The organism is Plantactinospora soyae (assembly GCF_014874095.1).
GTDB lineage: Bacteria > Actinomycetota > Actinomycetes > Mycobacteriales > Micromonosporaceae > Plantactinospora > Plantactinospora soyae.
In genome coordinates this window covers 2,110,094-2,127,940 of record NZ_JADBEB010000001.1, presented here as the reverse complement: position 1 = coordinate 2,127,940, position 17,847 = coordinate 2,110,094, and the positions used below count along the sequence as shown (strand labels likewise).

Here is a 17,847-nt window from a genome sequence, read left to right as displayed (position 1 = left end):
ACGCATGGCAGAAATAACTGGAGATCAGCGGGTTCAGGAAGAGGTGCTCGAGGGCCTCGCCACCGCCGTCAACCACCGGCGCTGGTTCGTCGAGCTGGCCCTGCCGTACCTCGGCGACAACCCGATCGAGATCGGCAGCGGCCTGGGCGACTACGCCATCGAGTGGGCGCCGTTCCTGGATCGGTTCACCGCCACCGAGGCGGACCCGGACCGGCTGATCGCCCTCAAGGAACGGCTCTCGGACGAGCCCTCGATCGAGGTACGGCAGATGTTGCTGCCGACCAACGAGCAGGGCGACTACAGCGCCGCCGTCTCGTACAACGTGCTGGAGCACATCGAGGACCACGTCGGCGCGCTGCGCAGCATGCGCGGGCTGGTACGCCCGGGCGGGGCGATCGTGCTCATCGTGCCGGCGTTCGAGTTCGCGATGGGCCCGGCGGACATCGCCACCGGCCACGTACGCCGCTACACCAAGAAGACCATGCGGGCCGCGCTGGACGAGGCCGGTCTGCAGGTGGAGACCCTGCACTACGCGAACGCGCTGGGCCTGATCGGCTACTACATGGCCACCAACGTGTTCCGGCTGATGCCGAAGGAAGGGCCGATGGTCAAGGTGTACGACACCCTCGTACTGCCGGTGACCAAGGCCGCCGAGCGGGTCGTACGGCCGCCGTTCGGCCAGTCCGTCTTCGCCGTGGCCCGGGTGCCCGCCTGACGCTTTCCGGGCCACGGGCCGGCACCGGCGCCCGACGGGCGTACCCCGATGCCGGCCCGGACTCCGTCGTCAGTCCTTGACCTGGTACGTCGGCCGGACCACCGCCCGGGCCAGGGTGTGGAACGTCAGGTTGAAGCCGACGTACGCCGGACTGGCCTCCGGGGTCAGCTCCAACTGCTCCACGTCGAGGGCGTGTACGGCGAAGACGTACCGGTGTGGACGGTCACCGGCCGGCGGCGCGGCACCCCCGTACGACTGCTCGCCGTAGTCGTTGCGGACGCTGAACGCGCCCGAGGCCCCGGCCGACGGTGTACCGCCGGCGCCCCGGGGCAGCTCGGTCACCTCGGCCGGAACGTTGACCAGTACCCAGTGCCAGAATCCGCTGCCGGTGGGCGCGTCCGGGTCGTAGCAGGTCACCGTGAAGCTCCGGGTCTCCGCGGGGAAGCCCGTCCAGGCGAGGTGCGGCGACTGGTTCCCGCCACCCACGCTCGGGTGCGCGAACTCGGTGGCCAGCGGCTCGCCGTTCTGGACGTCGTTGCTGGTCAGCGTGAACGACGGTACGGCCGGCAGCACCTCGTACGGGTCGGGTGGGATCGGTCGGTCAAGAGCCATCAAGAGATCCTTTCAGCGCAACAGGTGGGCTGGCGTCGCAGTGGAAGCCGCCGTGCCCTTTCTACCCGCTCCGCGCGTCGCCACCCCCGGGACCTCACCCCACCCGGAGTACCCCGCCCCGGCCGCCGGACTCCCCCGTCGGGTCAGGGTTGCCGGCTCTGGTGATCGGAGTCCGCGCACTCGTCGTCGTCCGCCCGCCACCCGTCGCGGTTACGGATCCCGACGTCCCACCGTCCCATTCCGTGCGGCGCCAAGTCGGCGGCGATCCGCAGCTCGGCGGCCGTGATCCCCGGCGGCGGTACGGCGGCGCGACGGTGGATCTCGACGGCCGCCGGTGGCTCCGGCCGGTCCACCCGGGCCAGGTAGCCGAAGGCCACGGCGAGCGCCTCGCAGTGCAGTACGCCGCAGACCGGGCAGATGCCCTCGGCATCGGGAGTGTGATCGGTGACGATCCGCCGAGCCGCCAGGATCAGTCGGTTGCGAACCTGCACCGGGGACAGCCGCAGATCCATGGCGCCCTCGCTTCACTCCGTACGCTGCCCGGGTGTTCACCGGTCGGCGGGCGGCCAGCCCAGCCGGTTCGCGGTGGTCCCGGTCATGCGATATCTACGTAGAATCACTGATTGATTACTATGCGTAGGGTAGAGGATCGCACCACGTGCCCGTCAACAGGCTGTGGGCGATATCCCAGGTGCCGGACCTCGGTGTGGGGGCCCGCACCACATGTCGTCGCGGGCGGTACGGGCTGTCGTGCGGGGAAGCGGAGGGTGTGGGATTCGAACCCACGAAGAGGTTGCCCCCTTACCGGTTTTCAAGACCAGCGCCATCGGCCACTAGGCGAACCCTCCCGGAGCGACGTACCGCCCCGCCGGGACGGGCCGCTGCCCGCACGTAGTGTGCCAGATCGCCGGGTCGGGCCGCACCCGCCGGCACGGCCCCGGAAGCGGACGCTCCCGGGGCCCACCGGGTCAGCTCCGGGTGATGGTCGGGTAGCCCACCCACTTCCCGGCGTAGTCACCGTCGCCGAACCGGAGATGCTCCACACCGTTCAGCACCGCACGGCGGTTGAGGTTGACCGGATCGCCCACCTGGTAGGTGGTGACCTCCGAGGCCATGTTGCCGGCCTCGTCGATCGTGTACGCCTTCAGCGGCGACGTCGCGATCGTCGCCGGACGCAGGATCCGGTACCCGATCGAGGCGGCCTCACCGATCTGGTACGAGTGCTGCGGCACTTCCTTGAGGTAGTAGCCGGCCAGACTGCCGGCACTGATCTGGTACCAGATTCCGTCGTTCCGCATAATCTTCAGCCGGGCGGTCGACGGCGCGTTACTCCGGCGCTCCAGGGTTAGTTTCCGGCTGGCGGTGATCGTACCGGCGCTGTCGAACTGGTATCCGGTGTGACTTCCCGCCTGGAACATAATTGTCCCGGTTATGCCGTGCGGCGGGAAATCGGTGTAATACAGTTCCGCGATCTGCGCGAAGATGGTGTCACCGGTGATCGCGTAGCACTGGATGTGCTGGGTGGTGTGGGTGGTGTGGTAGTTGCCGGCGTCATTTGCGTGCCGCAGGCAGTACTTGCTCCGCCAGTGCCGGTTGCGGACGTCGCCGTGGACGTCACGGGTGGTGGTCAGGGCGCCCTGGAGCAGCACCTTCGCCCGCTCGTCCTTGGTCACCACCCAGTAGTCCCAGAGGCCGTACGCGGAGAAGGTGTGCCCGTTGTAGGTCCGGTCCCCCTTGACCTCCTCCGGGTTCGGGTACTCCTCCAGCCAGAGCTTCCCGCCGACGACGTACACCCCCCAGGGCTTGCCGGCGACCGGGGTCACCAGGTAGGACGCGAAGGTCGCGTCGGCCGCGGCCTTCCACTCGGCCTCGCCGGTGAGGGTGAACAGCCGGCAGAACACGCTCAGCGCCTGCCCCTGCGCCATCATCGAGTACCACGGCGCCTCGTAGACGTCGTTGGACCGGTGCAGCTGGTAGCGGAACGGGTACGGGTAGAACCAGCCGCCGCCCTGTAGGACCCGCCGGTCGATCAGCCGCTGCGCCTGCTTCTTGGCCCGGTTCAGGTACTCGACGTTCGAGGTGATCCGGTACGCCTCGATGAGGTGCAGGCCGTACTGCGCCTGCGCGACCGGATGGTCGTAGAGCTTCCCGCCGAGCGACGCCATCCGCACGCCCGAGGAGTCGTGCACGCCCGGGTCGACCAGCGGCACCGCGTAACTCATGTGGTACGGCCGGATACCGTCCGGCAGCTCGCGGATCTCGAAGTCGTGGTACTCGAAGTCGAACGGCACCCCGGGTACGGCGTTCGGGACGGCCCGGGACGTGATCCCCGGCGTGGACGGCCTGACCGGGGCGAGCCGCCGCGCATCGGCGCGGGAGAGGGTGGGCACGTCGGAGAGTGCCTCGGGGGGCAGCGGCGGGGAAATCTCGAACGCCGGGTCGATGACCGGGCCGGCCGGCCCCGGAAGGGTCTTCTCCAGACCGAGGTCCAGGCCGGAGTCCAGCCCGAAGGGATCCCCTCCCGGAGTACCACCACCCGGCCGGGCTGCCGCCGGGTCGGCGAGGAGCCCGAGTCCACCGATCGCGAGTCCGGCGCCGAGTAGCGTCCGCCGGGACCACCGGCCGGACCGGAAAGCGTCTCTTTCTGGACCTTGCTTATCCATACCCACCCCGTTTGAATGTGTCGGATTGGGCAACCTGTATAGCACACGGGGACGCAGGTGTCAGTAAGGCGCTTTACCGTTCATCCCCGCCGGAAACCAATGTTGAATCGCCCGGCCGTTCGGGGCGGATGGCCAATGGCAGCCGGCCGGACAACCATTTCTCGGCATTCAGCGACCATTCGTCCGGAAAGGTCGCCACGAAACTCGCTGAATGGTGCGAGCAGTACGCGTCCCGATATGTGGGGACTTGGCGTGGGGCCGTACGCGACGTTGGTAGGAGCGATGGTGGGCCGGCTGGTGCTGCGGACTGGCGGCACGGCGGTAAGACTGTGTCCATGAAGGCGATCACTGTCCCCTCACCGGGCGGCCCCGACGCGCTGCTCTGGGCCGATGTGCCCGACCCGACCCCCGGACCCGACGAAGTGGTGGTCGACATCCGCGCCAGCGCGGTGAACCGGGCCGACCTGCTGCAACGCCAGGGCCTCTACCCACCGCCGGCCGGCGCCCCGCCGTACCCGGGGCTGGAGTGCGCGGGCGTGATCAGCGCGGTCGGAGCCGAGGTGACCGGCTGGACCGTGGGTCAACCGGTCTGCGCCCTGCTCACCGGCGGCGGATACGCCGAACGGGTGGCCGTGCCGGCCGGGCAGCTCCTGCCGGTACCGAAGGGCATCGAACTGACCGACGCGGCCGCGCTGCCCGAGGTGGCCTGCACGGTCTGGTCGAACGTGGCCCGGCTGGCCCGGCTGGGTGCCGGCGAGACGCTGCTCGTACACGGTGGGGGCAGCGGCATCGGCACCTTCGCGGTCCAGTTCGGAGCCGTGCTCGGCGCCACCGTCCTGGCCACCGCCCGGGCCGGCAAGCACGACCGGCTACGCGAACTCGGCGCCACCTCGGTCATCGACTACACCACCGAGGATTTCGTCGAGGCGACGAAGGAGGCCACGGACGGCCGGGGCGCCGACGTCATCCTGGACATCATCGGCGGGTCGTACCTGGGCCGCAACGTCGCCGCACTGGCCACCGGCGGCCGGCTCGTGGTGATCGGGATGCAGGGCGGGCGTCGGGGGGAACTGGACCTGGGCGCGCTGCTCGCCAAGCGGGCCTCGGTGACCGCGACCGCGCTGCGCTCCCGACCGGCGGCGGACAAGGCCGCGATCGTCCAGGGCGTACTTGAAAACGTCTGGCCGCTGGTCGAGTCGGGTGCGATCCGGCCCGTCGTCGACCGTCGGCTGCCGATGACCCAGGCCGCTGAGGCCCACCGGGTGGTCGACTCGGGCTCGCACTTCGGCAAGGTCCTGCTCACCGTCGACTGATCAGGTCACCGGCATTCCATCGATCCGTCCTCCCGTCGCCCCGCCGATCCGTCGGCGGGGCGATGCCGGTTCACGGGAGCATCCGGCGCGGGCCCGGTCCCTGTTGGGCCAGCTCGTCGTCCGGGTTGTAGAGGCTGCAACTGCGCAACGAAAGGCATCCACAACCGATGCAGTTGGTCAGGCTGTCCCGGAGCCGGGTCAACAGATCGATCTTGTCGTCCAGCCGGCTCCGCCAGGTCGCGGAGAGCTGCGCCCAGTCGGCCTTGTTCGGGGTACGCGAGTTTGGCAGCGCGTCGAGCGCGGACCGGATGTCCTCCAGGGACACTCCGAGCTGCTGGGCGATCCGGATGAAGGACACCCGGCGCAGCTCGGCCCGCTCGAAGCGCCGCTGGTTGCCGCCGGTACGACCGGCCCGGATCAGCCCGAGCCGCTCGTAGTAGCGCAGCGCCGACGGCGCCACGCCGGACCGGACCGCCAGCTCGCCGATGGTCAGACTCTCCTGCCGCACATCAATCTCCGCTGCCCGAGGACCCTTGAGTTCAAGTGCACTTTAACTTGCAGGCTAGGGGCATGACCACGACCTCCACCGCGCCCGACCCGCCGGTCGGCACCGCGACCCGGAACCGGCGCCCCGGACGGCCGGCCCGACTCGGGCCGCTGCTCCGCCGGTTGACCGGCGACGAGAAACACGCGCCCAGCGCCCATTCGACCCTCGACGTGCTCTGGGTGCTCTACGACCGGATCCTGCGGGTCTCGCCGGAGACCGCCGACTCGCCGGACCGGGACCGCTTCCTGCTCTCCAAGGGCCACGGACCGGCCGCCTACTACGCCGTACTCGCCGCCAGGGGATTCATCCCGGAGGACTGGCTCGACGACCTCGCCGGTCCGGATAGCCGGCTCGGGCACCACCCCGACCGGACCCTGGTACCCGGGGTCGAGATCGGCACCGGCTCACTCGGCCACGGCCTCGGGCTGGGCGTCGGCACCGCACTCGGGCTGCGGGCCCAGGGCCTGGACCTACCCCGGGTGTACGTGCTGCTCGGCGACGCCGAACTGGACGAGGGCTCGAACCACGAGGCGATCGCGTACGCCGGTGCGACCGGACTGGCCACGCTCACCGCGATCGTGATCGACAACCAGTCCGCCAGTCACGGCTGGCCCGGCGGGATCGCGAGCCGGTTCACAGTGCACGGCTGGACCGCCCGCACCGTCGACGGCCGAGACCACGACGCGATCGAGACCGCCCTCACCATCGGCCAACCGGACCGGCCGCACGTGCTCGTCGCCGTCGTCGAAGCCAAGGGATGACCGAGATGCGGGACACCTTCACAAACACCGCCACCGCCCTGCTGGACGACGATCCGCGCACCGCGATCGTCCTCGCCGACATCTCCGCCTCGGCCTTCGCCCCCGCCGCCCGACGGCACCCCGACCGGTACTCAACGTCGGGATCCGTGAACAACTGATGGTCGGCGTCGCCGGTGGACTCGCCCTGACCGGCCTGCGCCCGATCGTGCACTCGTACGCCACGTTCGCCGTCGACCGGGTCTACGAGCAGCTCAAACTTGACCTGGACCACCAGGGGGTGGGCGCCGTCGTGGTCAGCGTCGGCGCGTCGTACGACGGGTCGAGCATGGGCCGTACGCACATGTCGCCCGGTGACGTGGCGCTGCTGGACACCCTCACCGACTGGACGGTGCACGTACCCGGGCATCCGGACGAGGTGCCGGCGCTGCTGCGGGCAGCGGCGAACCACGACGAACGGGTCTACCTACGGCTCTCCACCGCGGCCAACGACCTGCCCCGACCCGCCGCCGGACGGCTGATGGTGGTGCACCGGGGATCAGCCGGCGCACCCCTGGTGCTGGCGGTCGGCCCGATGCTCAACCCGGTACTGCACGCCGTCACCGGGCTGGACGTCACGGTCGCGTACACGCACACGCCCCGACCGTTCGACGCTGTCGGCCTGCGTGAACTGGTCGGTACGCCGGCACCGGCCGCCCCGGCGGTGGTGCTGGTGGAGCCGTACCTCGCCGGTACGTCGAGCGCGGTGCTGAGCGGGGCGCTGGCCGGCGTACCCCATCGGCTGCTGGCGCTCGGCGTGGGCCGCGCCGACCTGCGCCGCTACGGCAGTCCGGCCGACCACGCCCGTTGGCACGGCCTGGACGCGGCGGGACTGCGCCGGTCGATCAGCGCCTTCCTCGGCTGACCCGGTCGATCAGCGCACCGGCCGGGGAGGGCCCGGTCGGTCAGCGCGACGGGCGGGGAGGGCCCGGTCGGTCAGCGGCGGCCGGGGAGGGCCCGGCGACGGGTCCGCTCCCGGCCGAGGATGAACAGCGCCTCGACGCCGTCCTTCCAGGTGATCTTCTTGCCCTCTTCCCGACCCCGGGCCCGGTAACTGATCGGCACCTCGTACGGGCGGATCCGGCGACGCAGCAGCTTGCCGGTCACCTCCGCCTCCATTCCGAACCCACGGGAACGCACGTCCAGGGAGCGGTACAGCGCGACCGGCATCAGCTTGAAGCAGGTCTCCAGGTCGCCGATGTAGGAGTTGAACAGCACGTTGGCGGCCGTGGTGACGGCCTTGTTGCCCATCACGTACCAGAAGCTGTAGGCGCTGTGGCTGCCGAATGTTCGATTTCCGTAGACCACGGTCGCCCGGCCGTCCAGCACCGGGGCGAGGAGCTTGGGGATGTCCTGCGGGTCGTACTCCAGGTCGGCGTCCAGGATCACCATGTACTCGCCGTCGGCGTTGTCGACCGCGCTCTTGATCGCGGCGCCCTTCCCCGCGTTGCGCGGATGGGTGATCACCCGGAGCCGGGTGTCGTCGACCCGTCCGAGGATCTCTCCGGTACCATCACGGCTACCGTCATCGACCACAACAAGCTCGATCTCGCACGGGTAGTCGACCGCGAGCGCCTGCTTGAGGGCGTCCGCGACACGTTCTTCCTCGTTGTAGACCGGCATGAGGATCGAGAGCTTCACGGGGATCTCCACGGTGCCGACGACGAATCGGCCCTAGCCTAGCCTGATCGGCGCTCTTCGCCGTCCCTGGCATCGGCACGACCCCTGGTCAGATCTTCGCGACCCGGTTTCACGTCCAGGCTGTTCCCGGCGCATCCGAGTGCTGGTCGGGGCCCGTCCGGCCGCTGTCCGGCAGCCGTTGTGCGGCTCTGGCGGTCGCGTGGCCAGGGACTGTCGGCGGCGTACCAGCAGGCTCTTCCGGGCCTCGGCCGCCGGCCGCGGCGACGGTCAGCACGTCCGGTGCGGGACCGCACCGACGGCCGGCAGCCAGACGGTGAACCGGGCGCCGCCCTCCGGGGCGTGCCCCGCGCTGATCCGGCCGCCGAGCCGGCGAACCAGCCCGGCGGCGAGCGCCAGGCCCAGGCCGCTGCCGACCTTACGGACCCCCTGGTACCGCTGCCGCAACGCGCCGCGTTCGAAGGCGACCGCGAGGTCGTCGTCGGCGAGCCCCGGCCCACCGTCCCGGACCTCCAGCACGGCACCCGCCGGCTCGTCCGGAGCCGGCGGCCGTACCGCGAGCACGATCGTCGCCCCCGGCGGCACCACCCGGAGCGCGTTCTCCAACAGCCCGTCGACGACCTGCCGGATCCGTCCGGGATCGGTATGGACCCAGGTCGGTACGGCCGGAGTCTCGGTCCGCAGCACGACGCCGAGGGCCGCGCACCGGGCCGCCCAGGTCTGCGTGGCATCGCGACCCAACTGGTCGAGGTCGACCGGCACCGGCTCCAGCGCGAAGTCGGCCGCCTCCAGCCGGGCCAGCGACAGCAGATCGGTGACCAGCCGATCGAGGTGTTCCGCCTCGGTCAGCATGATCTGACCGGCCCGCTGGCCCCCGTCCGGGCCGACCACCCCGTCGGCCAGGGCCTCGGCGTAGCCACGGATCGCGGTCAACGGCGTACGCAACTCGTGCGAGACGGAGAGCAGGAACTCCCGCTGCCGTCCCTCACTCTGGGCGAGCGCGGCGGCCAGGTCGTTGAGCGCGTACGCCAGGTCGGCGGCCTCCTCCGGCGGTTCCACCGGTACCCGGACCGCCCGGTCGCCGGCGCGTAGCCGGGCCGCCGCCGTGGCCGCGTTGCTGATCGGCCGAGCCAACCGGCGGGCGAGCAACGCCCCGGCGACGACTCCGGCCGCGAGCCCGGCGAGCAGCGGCAGCCAGAGCCACCCGACGATCTCCTGCCAGAGGCCGGTGGTCGCCGGACGGGCCAGCACGACGCCGTTGCCGCCCGGCAACCAGCGGCCCTCGATCATGGTCGGCTGGCCGGCGAGCTGCCGGAGCCCGGAGAAGTTCCGGCCCCCGGCCACCCGATCCACCACCTGGTCCGGCAGTCCGGGCCGGTCGGCGCGGCCGGCCCGGATCAGGTACGCGTCGATCCCCTGGTTGCGCAGTTGTCGGACGATCCGCTCCTCGTCGACCGTCCGTCCCCGGTCGATCCGGGGGCGCAGCGCCTCGGCTGCCAGCCGGGCCTGTGCGGTCAACGCGTCGCTGGCCTGCCGCTCCGCCGAGCGGGCGGCGAGCGGGAGGGCGATCACGGCGGTCACGAAGACCGACACCAGGGCCACCGCGCAACTGACCGCGACCGCGCGGGCCGTCAGGGTACGACCGAACCGGCGCCGCCTCCGGCCCGACGACTCGAACCGGCCGCCCGACGAGTCGAGCTGGCGGCCCGGCGACTCGAACCGCCCCGACGACTCGAACCGGGTCGAGGGTTCGAACCGGGTCGAGGGTTCGAACCGGGTCGAGGGTTCGGGGCCGTCCGGCGGCCCGACGAGGTCAGTCGGCACAGGCGTACCCGACGCCGCGATGGGTCCGGATCACCTCGGCGGCGCCGCCGAGCTTTCCCCGTACCTGCGCCACGTGCACGTCGACGGTGCGGGTTCCGGTGTGCGCCGCGTAGCCCCAGACGCTGGCGAGCAGTTCCTCCCGGGTGAACACCCGTCCCGGCCGGCCCATCAGGTGCGCCAGCAGGTCGAACTCGGTGGAGGTGAGCTGTACCGGGATTCCGCCCACGGTGACCAGTCGCCGTACCGGGTCGAGCGTGACCGGGCCGACCACCCGGGGCCGCTCCGCACCGTCCGGGGTACCGCCGGTCCGGCGCAGCACCGCCCGGATCCGGGCCACCAACTCCCGAGGACTGAACGGCTTGGTCACATAGTCGTCGGCACCGAGTTCCAGGCCGACGACCCGGTCCACCTCGTCGTCGCGGGCGGTGAGGAAGATTACCGGCGTCCAGTCGCCGACAGCACGCATCTGGCGACAGACCTCGGTACCGGCCATCCCGGGCAAGGCGATGTCAAGCACGCAGGCGACCGGACGCATCCGGCGGGCGGCGTCGAGCCCGGCGATGCCGTCGTGCTCGACGTGCACCCCGAACCCGTCCCGGGTCAGATAGAGGCGGACCAGGTCGGCGATGGACCGCTCGTCCTCGACGACGAGGACGAGACCTCGCGGGTACGCATCGACGGCCACCCGACAATGATGTCCGACGGGCGGCCCGGCCACCCGGGTGGGAACGTTCGGATCGGGTACGGAGTCGGTCTCCGCCGCGAGGTCGTCAGGCTCCGCCGCGAGGTCGTCACGGTCGCCCGCGAGGTGTCAGATGGCGATCGCGGGGCGCAGCCTCGACGCGCGACCGCCTCCGGTGGCGCCCGCACCGACCGGCCGGAGCACCGGCGCTCCGCCGGCCCGGCTGCCCTGGGCGGCGGTGGAGTCGGTCGGCGTGCCGACGGTCGGCAGCGCGACGGCCTGCGGAAGGGGGACGGCCCGCGCCGTCATCTTCGGCCGGAAGACGTGGCTGAACAGGGCGTCGAGTTCCCACATCTGGCTGGGCCGGTCGGCCCGGATCAGGAAACGCTCACGGACCCCGTCGACGGCGGTCGCGGCCAGCTCGACCAGCAGCTCCCGGGGATCCGGGGTCCAGCTGACGTTGCCGAGGTGCCGCAGGTCGGTGTTGAGGTGCAACCGCAGCCGGTGCAGTACCCGGCTCTGCTGGGTGACCACCAGCCGCCGGGTGGTCATCAGCAGCAGGTAGCTGTGGTGTGCCGACTGTTCCGGCCGGGTGCACCGGGTCACCAGGATCGTGGCGTCCCCCGCCTGCACGCAGTTGCGCAGAATCGGCAGGTGCCGACTCACGGTCGGGCTGGCCACCCCGGTCGCCGCGGCGGCCGGCAGGAACGTTCGACAGAACACATCCATGTCCGATTCAACGAGATTCTGCCGAGGATGACGCGGCAGGGACATGGATGAAAATGAAATTATAGAAGTTCCACGATGGTTGCGTTGGCCATCCCGCCGCCCTCGCACATGGTCTGCAGGCCGTAGCGGATGCCGTTGTCGCGCATGTGCTGGAGCATCGTGGTCATGATCCGGGCGCCCGAGCCGCCGAGCGGATGTCCCAGGGCGATCGCCCCGCCCCGGGGGTTGAGTCGGGTCGGATCGGCCTCGGTCTCGGCCAGCCAGGCCAGCGGAACCGGAGCGAACGCCTCGTTGACCTCGTACACCCCGATCTCCTCGATTCCCAGCCCGGCCCGGCGCAGCGCCTTCGCGGTGGCCGGGATCGGCGCGGTGAGCATCAGTACCGGATCGTCGGCGGCGACCACGGCGGTGTGGATCCGGGCCAACGGTCGCAGACCCCGTTCCCGGGCCCAGTCCGAACTGGTCACGGCGAGCGCCGCGGCGCCGTCGGAGATCTGCGAGGCGGATCCGGCGGTGACCATTCCGTCGGCCCGGAACGGGGTCGGCAGTTCGGCCAGCCGGGCCAGGGTGGTGTCGCGGCGGATCCCCTCGTCGAGGGCGACCTTCGCCCCGTCGGGTACGGCGACCGGAACGATCTCGGGCTCGAACGCGCCGGCGTCCTGGGCGGCGGCCGCCTTCTGGTGGCTGGCCAGTGCGTACTCGTCGAGCTGGGTCCGGGACAGCCGCCACCGCTGCGCGATCATCTCCGCGCCGACGCCCTGGCTGAACGGCACCGGATCGTCTGCGGCGAAGCCCGGCCGGCCCCGGTAGCGGTCCCGGAGCTGGCCGCCGTACGGCAGCCCGGTGCCGGCCGGTGTGCCGTCGGCCGGAGGCTGGATGCTGCTGCCCATCGGTACCCGGGTCATCGACTCCACGCCACCGGCGACCACCAGGTCCGCCTGCCCGGAAAGGACGGCGGCGGCGGCGAAGTGCAACGCCTGCTGGCTCGATCCGCACTGCCGGTCCAGCGTGGTACCCGGCACCGACTCCGGCCAACCGGCGGCGAGTACGGCGTTCCGGCCGACGTTCCACGCCTGCTCGCCGACCTGGGACACGCATCCCCAGATCACGTCGTCCACTTCGGCCGGGTCCAGCCCGGCGCGCTCGGCCAGCGCGGCCAGCACCCGCGCCGACAGGTCGACCGGATGCACCGGGGCGAGTCCGCCTCGGCGCCGTCCGACCGGGGTCCGTACCGCACCGACGATGACCGCGTCCGCCATGTCTACTCCCCAGTAACTTGTCTGCCCCGATCCTACGTCGTCACCAACGGCTCGCGGGCGCTGGCGTGGACCGGATACGGGTACGGCGGTGGCGTGGACCGGGCACGAGAGCCGGCTACGGCGCAGGCGTGGACCGGGCCCGGAAGGGCGGGTACGGACGGTGGCATCCTGGACCCGTGCACTCCGACCCGGACATCCCGCCGCTTCGCTGGCGCGTCAACCGGGCGCTGCCCGTACTCAAGCTGACCGGCGCGGCGCTCTTCGTCGCGCTGGGCGCGGCCTTCGCCGACGGCGACCCGGTACGGCTCGGCATCGCCGCCCTCGTCGCGCTCGGCCTGCTCGGCTGGGGCGTACGGGATCTCGTCGCCCCGGTGAGACTCGCGGCCGATGCCGGCGGCGTCACCGTGCCCAGAGGATTCGCCGGCCGACGGTACATCCCCTGGGCGGAGGTCGAGCAGATCAGCGTCGACAGCCGACCCCGGCTCGGGCTGCGCAGCGAGACACTGGAGATCGACACCGGTGCCTCGATCCACCTGTTCAGCCAGTACGACCTCGGCGCACCCCCGACGGACGTCGCCGCCGTACTGGAGAGCGCACGCCCGACCTCGGCGACGGGCCAGTCCAGCGACCCGTCGCACTGATCCGGACGGACGACCGGTCAGCTCAGCAGGGCGGCCGTCTGCATCAGGGTCAGCCCGGTCAGCACCAGCCCGATCACCGCACCGCCACCGACCTGGAACAGCGTGCGCCGGGACCGTGGGGCGTAGGCCAGCACCAGGGCCATGGCGGCGCCAGCCGTCAGACCACCCAGGTGACCGGCGATGGAGATGCCGGGTACGGCGAAGGTGAAGACCAGGTTGATCACGAGGATCGGAATCACCGACGAGGTGTCCCGACCCATCCGCCGCATGATCACGAACAGCGCGGCGAAGAGTCCGAAGATCGCGGTCGAGGCGCCGACGGTACGCGCCGTCGGATCGCTGAACAGGTACGCCGCGACGTTGCCGCCCACCCCGGCGACCAGGTACAGCGCCAGGAACCGCAGTGGCCCGAGGGTGGCCTCCAGAGAGCGGCCCAGCACCCAGAGCGCCCACATGTTCATCAGCAGGTGCAGCGGCCCGTAGTGCAGGAACATCGCGGTGAACAGCCGGTAGTACTCGCCCGCCGCGACGCCCTCCTCCGGGCCGAACGGAAAGACGATGTCCAGGCCGAGCACCGCTCCCCAGTTGGTCAGCGGGGTCGACCCGCCGAGCAGCCCGCCGAATCCGGCCCCGGCGAGCGAGTTACCGCCCCGGGCGGAGTAGACGGAGAGCAGGATCAGCAGGACGTTGACCGCGATCAACGCCTTGGTCACGTAGCCCGCGTGGCCGGCGGCACCGCCACCGAAGACGGTGCGCGCCGGCCGGGACGTTTTCCGCCCCTCGGCCACACACTCCGGGCACTGGTGCCCGACCGAGGCCTCCCGCATGCAGTCCGGGCAGATCGGCCGCTCGCACCGCGTACACCGGACGTAGGTCTCCCGGGACGGGTGGCGATAACAGACCGGGGTGGTCGGAGGAGACTCGCTCATGCCCGCCCTCCGCCGCACACCGGTCCGGCAGAAGCCGGACCGAGCTGACCGGTTCGCCCGCTACGCTCGCTCATGCCCGCCCTCCGCCGCGCTCACTCATGCCGGCAAAGGTACCCGGGATCGACGTCAGCCGTCTTTACGCTCGATCTGGACGCGCTCGATGACGACATCCTGGATCGGCCGGTCCATGGCTCCGGTCGGCGCGTTCGCGATCGAATCGACGACCTTGGCCGAGTCCTCGTCCGCGACCTGCCCGAAGATGGTGTGCCGGTTGTTCAGGTGCGGCGTCGCTCCGACGGTGATGAAGAACTGCGAGCCGTTGGTGCCGGGCCCGGCGTTCGCCATCGCCAGCAGGTACGGCCGGTCGAACCGCAGGTCCGGGTGGAACTCGTCGGCGAAGTTGTAACCCGGGCCACCCCGGCCGGTGCCGGTCGGGTCACCCATCTGGACCATGAAGCCGCTGATCACCCGGTGCGAGATCGTGCCGTCGTAGTACGGCCCACTGCCCGGCTGACCGGTACGCGGGTCGGTGTACTGCTTGGTGCCCTCGGCGAGCTCCACGAAGTTGGTGACGGTCTTGGGTGCGTGGTTGGGAAAGAGCTCCAGCCGGATCGGCCCGGCGTTGGTGTGCAGAGTTGCGTAGACGGCCTCGGCCACGAGTACTCCTCGATCGACATGCCGCCGGCCTGGAGGTACCGGCCGGCGGGACTCCTCCGCCGGCCAGGAGGCCCAGGCCGGCGCTGGGTAGGTGGTTCTATGCGGATCCTCCCATGTGCCCGTTCTGGCAGTGCGGGCGCATCCGAGGGTGCAGGATGACGGAGGAACAACACCCAAGGAGGTGGGGACCGGTGTTTGGATTCGGGGGGCGCAGATCCCGTAGGAAACTCGCCAAGGCCGAACTGGGCGAGAGTCTCGATCACCTGATGCGGGCGGCCACCCACGCCGCGTCGGGGGTCGGGGCGGCGGTGGGGCCACGGGCGGACGCCGCTCGTGCGTACCTCTCGCCGACGGCGACCATGGTGCGGCGGACGGCGTCGGACGGCTGGGAGTCGACGATGACCCGGTTCGCACCGCTGGCCGTGGCCGCCGCGGCCGCTGCGGACGGCGCCCGCCAGGCAGGCTCGGTCGCCCTTAAGGCGAGGTCGAAGAAGAAGATGAAAGCCATGCGGAAGAAGAACTCGATGATGCGTCGACGTTGGCCGATGCTGACCGGGCTGCTGGTCGCCGGGGCGGTGGCCGGCGCGGTGGGCGCCGCCGCCATGCGGCGGCGGGGACGACAACCCTGGGACGAGTACGACCCGGCGGCGACCCTGGACGCGGTACGTGACGACGCCGCCTCGATCATGGGCAGTTCCGCGGGTGGTTCCGGGCGTGAACCGGCGGCGCCGAAGTCGTCGCCGACGGACAGGGCCAAGGACCGCACCGCGGCGGCCGGTGAGAAGCTCGCCACGACCACCGCGCCGATCAGCGAGAACGTCAAGAAGGTCGCGACCAAGAGCGGCGACAAGTCGGACGGCCTGCTCGGCGCCGCCGCCACGCCGTCGAGGAACAGCGGCAGCTGAGGGTCGGACGGGGTGGATGGCGCTCCGCCGGTACGACCGTCGGGGGGCGGTACGGATCACAGGAGGTCGAGACGATCGCGGCGTGGGGCGAGGCTCGCCCCACGCCGCGTCTCCTGTCGACCCGGACGACCAGCGGATCGCGCCGATCGCGCCGACGGCGGTTGACGGTCAGAGCCAGCGGTTGCGCCGGAACCAGCGGTAGAGACCCAACGAGATCGCCAGCATCAGGGCCAGGACGACGGGATAGCCGTACTTCCAGGTGGTCTCCGGCATGAAGGTGAAGTTCATCCCGTAGATCCCGGCGATCGCGGTCCAGACCGCCGCGATGGCGGCCCATGCGGCGATCTTGCGCATGTCGTTGTTCTGTTCGACCGTCACCTGGGCGAGTCGGGCCTGCAGGATGGAGTTCAGCAGGTCGTCGTAGGCGCTGACCTGCTCGACCGTCCGGGTCACGTGGTCCTGCACGTCGCGGAAGTACCGCCGGATCTCCTTCGGCACGTTCCGGTTCACCTGGGCGGTCAGGGTCATCAGCGGCCGCTGCAACGGGACCACGGCCCGCTTGAACTCGACCAGTTCCCGCTTCATCTGGTAGATCCGCTGGATCCGGCCGTGCGCCTGGCGGGCGAACACCTCGCCCTCGAGGACGTCCAGATCGTCGCCGACCCGGTCGGTCACCTCCAGGTAGATGTCGACCACCCGGTCCATCACGGCGTACGCCACCGCCCAGGGCCCCTGGCCCAGGATCTCCCGCCGGCTCTCCAGATCCGACCGGACCGGAGCGAGCCGGCACGCGTCGCCGTGCCGCACGCTGACCACGAAGTCGGGGCCGATGAAGAGCATCACCTGGCCGGTCTCGATCACGTCGGAGTTCTCGGTCAGCTCGCCGTGCCGGACGTAACGGACGGTACGCAGCACGAGGAAGGTGACCTCACCGAACCGCTCCAGCTTGGGGCGCTGTTCCGCCTTGACCGCGTCCTCGACCGCCAACTCGTGCAGCCCGTACGTCTCCGCGATGCCGGCCATCTCCGCCGAACTCGGCTCGTGCACGCCGAGCCAGACGAAGGCGCCGGACTGTGCGCGGGCCGCCTCCAGGGCATCGGCGTGGCTCCACTCGCCGGGCTGACGTACCCCGTCGACGTAGAGGCCGCAGTCGACGACACCGCCGTGCTCGGCGCGACTCTCCGGAGTCTGCTGCTGGCCCACCTCGGTGTTCAGCATCCGGGTCACCGCGCGTACCGGCGCGGTCCAGGCCCGGGGTCTCGGCCTGCCGTTCCCGTTGAGGTCAACTCGATCGTGATCGACTCGATCCGGCATCGCCGCCCCCCTTTCGGCCAGAGTCTGGGTGCGGATTGCAGGGTACGCCCGCCCCGCGCGCCGGCTGGCATGTCGCGAATCACCACCCGCGCCGAGCCGGGACACCGAGGGCGATCGACCGGCCGGTCCGGCGGTCGCGCTGGACGGATCAGGCCGTCGCGGTGAACGGAATCCGATCGTCGCGGTTGGCAGGATCCGGCCGTCGCGGTTGGCGGAATCCGGGCGGTCGCGCTGGACGGTCAGGCCGTCGCCCGGGGCCGCGTTCCGTCGCTCGCGGTGGACGGAATCGGGTGCTCGCGGTGGGCGGATTCGGGCGGTTCCGCCGGTCGGGTCACCGGGGGGTGGCGCCGGGTGGACCGTCCACGTCGGGGGGGTAAGGTGCGGACGGCCCACCCGGCGCCGTGGGGGCGGGGGGTTCTGTCATGCGCGCCAACCACGTACGGAACTCCGCCGGGCCGCCGCCCGTCGGCGGATGGTCGACCCTGACGCGAGTGGCGCTCGCAGCATTGTGAGCCGCCTACCGGCCCGTAGGAAACCCCGGATCGACCGCTGCTGGCGATTGTCGGATATCCGACACAAGTTACGGCCGGAAAAAGTGGGCATTGGTCCGATGCTCCGGCTA

17 protein-coding genes, 1 tRNA gene and 1 pseudogene are annotated in these 17,847 nt (G+C 71.0%); 6 read left to right on the top strand and 13 right to left on the bottom strand.

Translation table 11 applies throughout. The features are described from left to right. Positions 1 to 4: 4 nt before the first annotated feature. Positions 5 to 715 carry a class I SAM-dependent methyltransferase gene (locus H4W31_RS09515; protein WP_192766326.1) on the top strand — a complete coding sequence of 237 codons (711 nt, stop codon included), beginning with the start codon at positions 5 to 7 and terminating at the stop codon, positions 713 to 715. Between the two features lie 69 nt (positions 716 to 784). Here the strand turns inward: H4W31_RS09515 and H4W31_RS09510 are convergent, their stop codons facing one another. From H4W31_RS09510 to H4W31_RS09495, 4 genes are all read right to left on the bottom strand, one after another. After that, positions 785 to 1,327: a YbhB/YbcL family Raf kinase inhibitor-like protein gene (locus H4W31_RS09510; RefSeq protein ID WP_192766325.1), complete on the bottom strand. Its 543-nt coding sequence runs from the start codon at positions 1,325 to 1,327 to the stop codon at positions 785 to 787. 143 nt (positions 1,328 to 1,470) lie between these two features. Next, positions 1,471 to 1,839 (bottom strand): hypothetical protein, encoded by a 369-nt coding sequence (locus tag H4W31_RS09505; protein WP_192766324.1) that lies wholly within the window; start codon positions 1,837 to 1,839, stop codon positions 1,471 to 1,473. Positions 1,840 to 2,088: 249 nt separating this feature from the next. Continuing rightward, a tRNA-Ser gene (locus H4W31_RS09500) sits at positions 2,089 to 2,175 on the bottom strand. 120 nt (positions 2,176 to 2,295) lie between these two features. After that, positions 2,296 to 3,990, bottom strand: coding sequence for a D-glucuronyl C5-epimerase family protein (locus H4W31_RS09495; RefSeq protein ID WP_192766323.1), 1,695 nt, complete (start codon positions 3,988 to 3,990; stop codon positions 2,296 to 2,298). Positions 3,991 to 4,325: 335 nt separating this feature from the next. Between H4W31_RS09495 and H4W31_RS09490 the strand changes: the two genes are divergently transcribed. Next, complete coding sequence (locus tag H4W31_RS09490; protein WP_192766322.1) at positions 4,326 to 5,303, top strand: NAD(P)H-quinone oxidoreductase; 978 nt, start codon at positions 4,326 to 4,328, stop codon at positions 5,301 to 5,303. A gap of 70 nt (positions 5,304 to 5,373) precedes the next feature. Here the strand turns inward: H4W31_RS09490 and soxR are convergent, their stop codons facing one another. Beyond that, positions 5,374 to 5,811, bottom strand: a complete 438-nt coding sequence (gene soxR, locus H4W31_RS09485) for a redox-sensitive transcriptional activator SoxR (RefSeq protein WP_192766321.1) — start codon at positions 5,809 to 5,811, stop codon at positions 5,374 to 5,376. A 62-nt stretch (positions 5,812 to 5,873) separates the two neighbouring features. Between soxR and H4W31_RS09480 the strand changes: the two genes are divergently transcribed. After that, complete coding sequence (locus H4W31_RS09480) at positions 5,874 to 6,611, top strand: transketolase (RefSeq protein WP_192766320.1); 738 nt, start codon at positions 5,874 to 5,876, stop codon at positions 6,609 to 6,611. Positions 6,612 to 6,616: 5 nt separating this feature from the next. Continuing rightward, positions 6,617 to 7,512: pseudogene (locus H4W31_RS09475) on the top strand (transketolase family protein). A 71-nt stretch (positions 7,513 to 7,583) separates the two neighbouring features. Here the strand turns inward: H4W31_RS09475 and H4W31_RS09470 are convergent. From H4W31_RS09470 to H4W31_RS09450, 5 genes are all read right to left on the bottom strand, one after another. Further along, positions 7,584 to 8,288, bottom strand: coding sequence for a glycosyltransferase family 2 protein (locus H4W31_RS09470; RefSeq protein ID WP_192766319.1), 705 nt, complete (start codon positions 8,286 to 8,288; stop codon positions 7,584 to 7,586). Positions 8,289 to 8,555: 267 nt separating this feature from the next. Next, complete coding sequence (locus H4W31_RS09465) at positions 8,556 to 9,920, bottom strand: sensor histidine kinase (RefSeq protein WP_225946353.1); 1,365 nt, start codon at positions 9,918 to 9,920, stop codon at positions 8,556 to 8,558. Positions 9,921 to 10,098: 178 nt separating this feature from the next. Next, positions 10,099 to 10,794 carry a response regulator gene (locus tag H4W31_RS09460; RefSeq protein ID WP_192766317.1) on the bottom strand — a complete coding sequence of 232 codons (696 nt, stop codon included), beginning with the start codon at positions 10,792 to 10,794 and terminating at the stop codon, positions 10,099 to 10,101. A gap of 126 nt (positions 10,795 to 10,920) precedes the next feature. Beyond that, positions 10,921 to 11,520, bottom strand: a complete 600-nt coding sequence (locus H4W31_RS09455) for a hypothetical protein (RefSeq protein ID WP_192766316.1) — start codon at positions 11,518 to 11,520, stop codon at positions 10,921 to 10,923. Positions 11,521 to 11,579: 59 nt separating this feature from the next. Then, on the bottom strand, positions 11,580 to 12,779 hold the full coding sequence (locus tag H4W31_RS09450) for a thiolase family protein (RefSeq protein WP_192766315.1): 1,200 nt from the start codon (positions 12,777 to 12,779) through the stop codon (positions 11,580 to 11,582). A gap of 176 nt (positions 12,780 to 12,955) precedes the next feature. On the opposite strand from H4W31_RS09450, the gene H4W31_RS09445 reads away from it, so the two are divergent. Further along, positions 12,956 to 13,420, top strand: a complete 465-nt coding sequence (locus H4W31_RS09445; protein WP_192766314.1) for a PH domain-containing protein — start codon at positions 12,956 to 12,958, stop codon at positions 13,418 to 13,420. Positions 13,421 to 13,437: 17 nt separating this feature from the next. On the opposite strand, the gene H4W31_RS09440 is transcribed toward H4W31_RS09445, so the two are convergent. Together H4W31_RS09440 and H4W31_RS09435 are read right to left on the bottom strand one after the other, a co-directional pair. Beyond that, positions 13,438 to 14,349 (bottom strand): rhomboid family intramembrane serine protease, encoded by a 912-nt coding sequence (locus H4W31_RS09440; protein WP_192766313.1) that lies wholly within the window; start codon positions 14,347 to 14,349, stop codon positions 13,438 to 13,440. A 126-nt stretch (positions 14,350 to 14,475) separates the two neighbouring features. After that, complete coding sequence (locus H4W31_RS09435) at positions 14,476 to 15,006, bottom strand: peptidylprolyl isomerase (protein ID WP_192766312.1); 531 nt, start codon at positions 15,004 to 15,006, stop codon at positions 14,476 to 14,478. A gap of 191 nt (positions 15,007 to 15,197) precedes the next feature. Here H4W31_RS09435 and H4W31_RS09430 point away from each other — a divergent pair, with 191 nt between their 5' ends. Then, the gene (locus tag H4W31_RS09430) at positions 15,198 to 15,911 is read left to right on the top strand and encodes a hypothetical protein (RefSeq protein ID WP_192766311.1); all 714 of its coding nucleotides are present in this window, start codon (positions 15,198 to 15,200) and stop codon (positions 15,909 to 15,911) included. Positions 15,912 to 16,079: 168 nt separating this feature from the next. Here the strand turns inward: H4W31_RS09430 and corA are convergent, their stop codons facing one another. Continuing rightward, positions 16,080 to 17,225, bottom strand: a complete 1,146-nt coding sequence (corA, locus tag H4W31_RS09425; RefSeq protein WP_192766310.1) for a magnesium/cobalt transporter CorA — start codon at positions 17,223 to 17,225, stop codon at positions 16,080 to 16,082. Between the last annotated feature and the right edge of the window lie 622 nt (positions 17,226 to 17,847).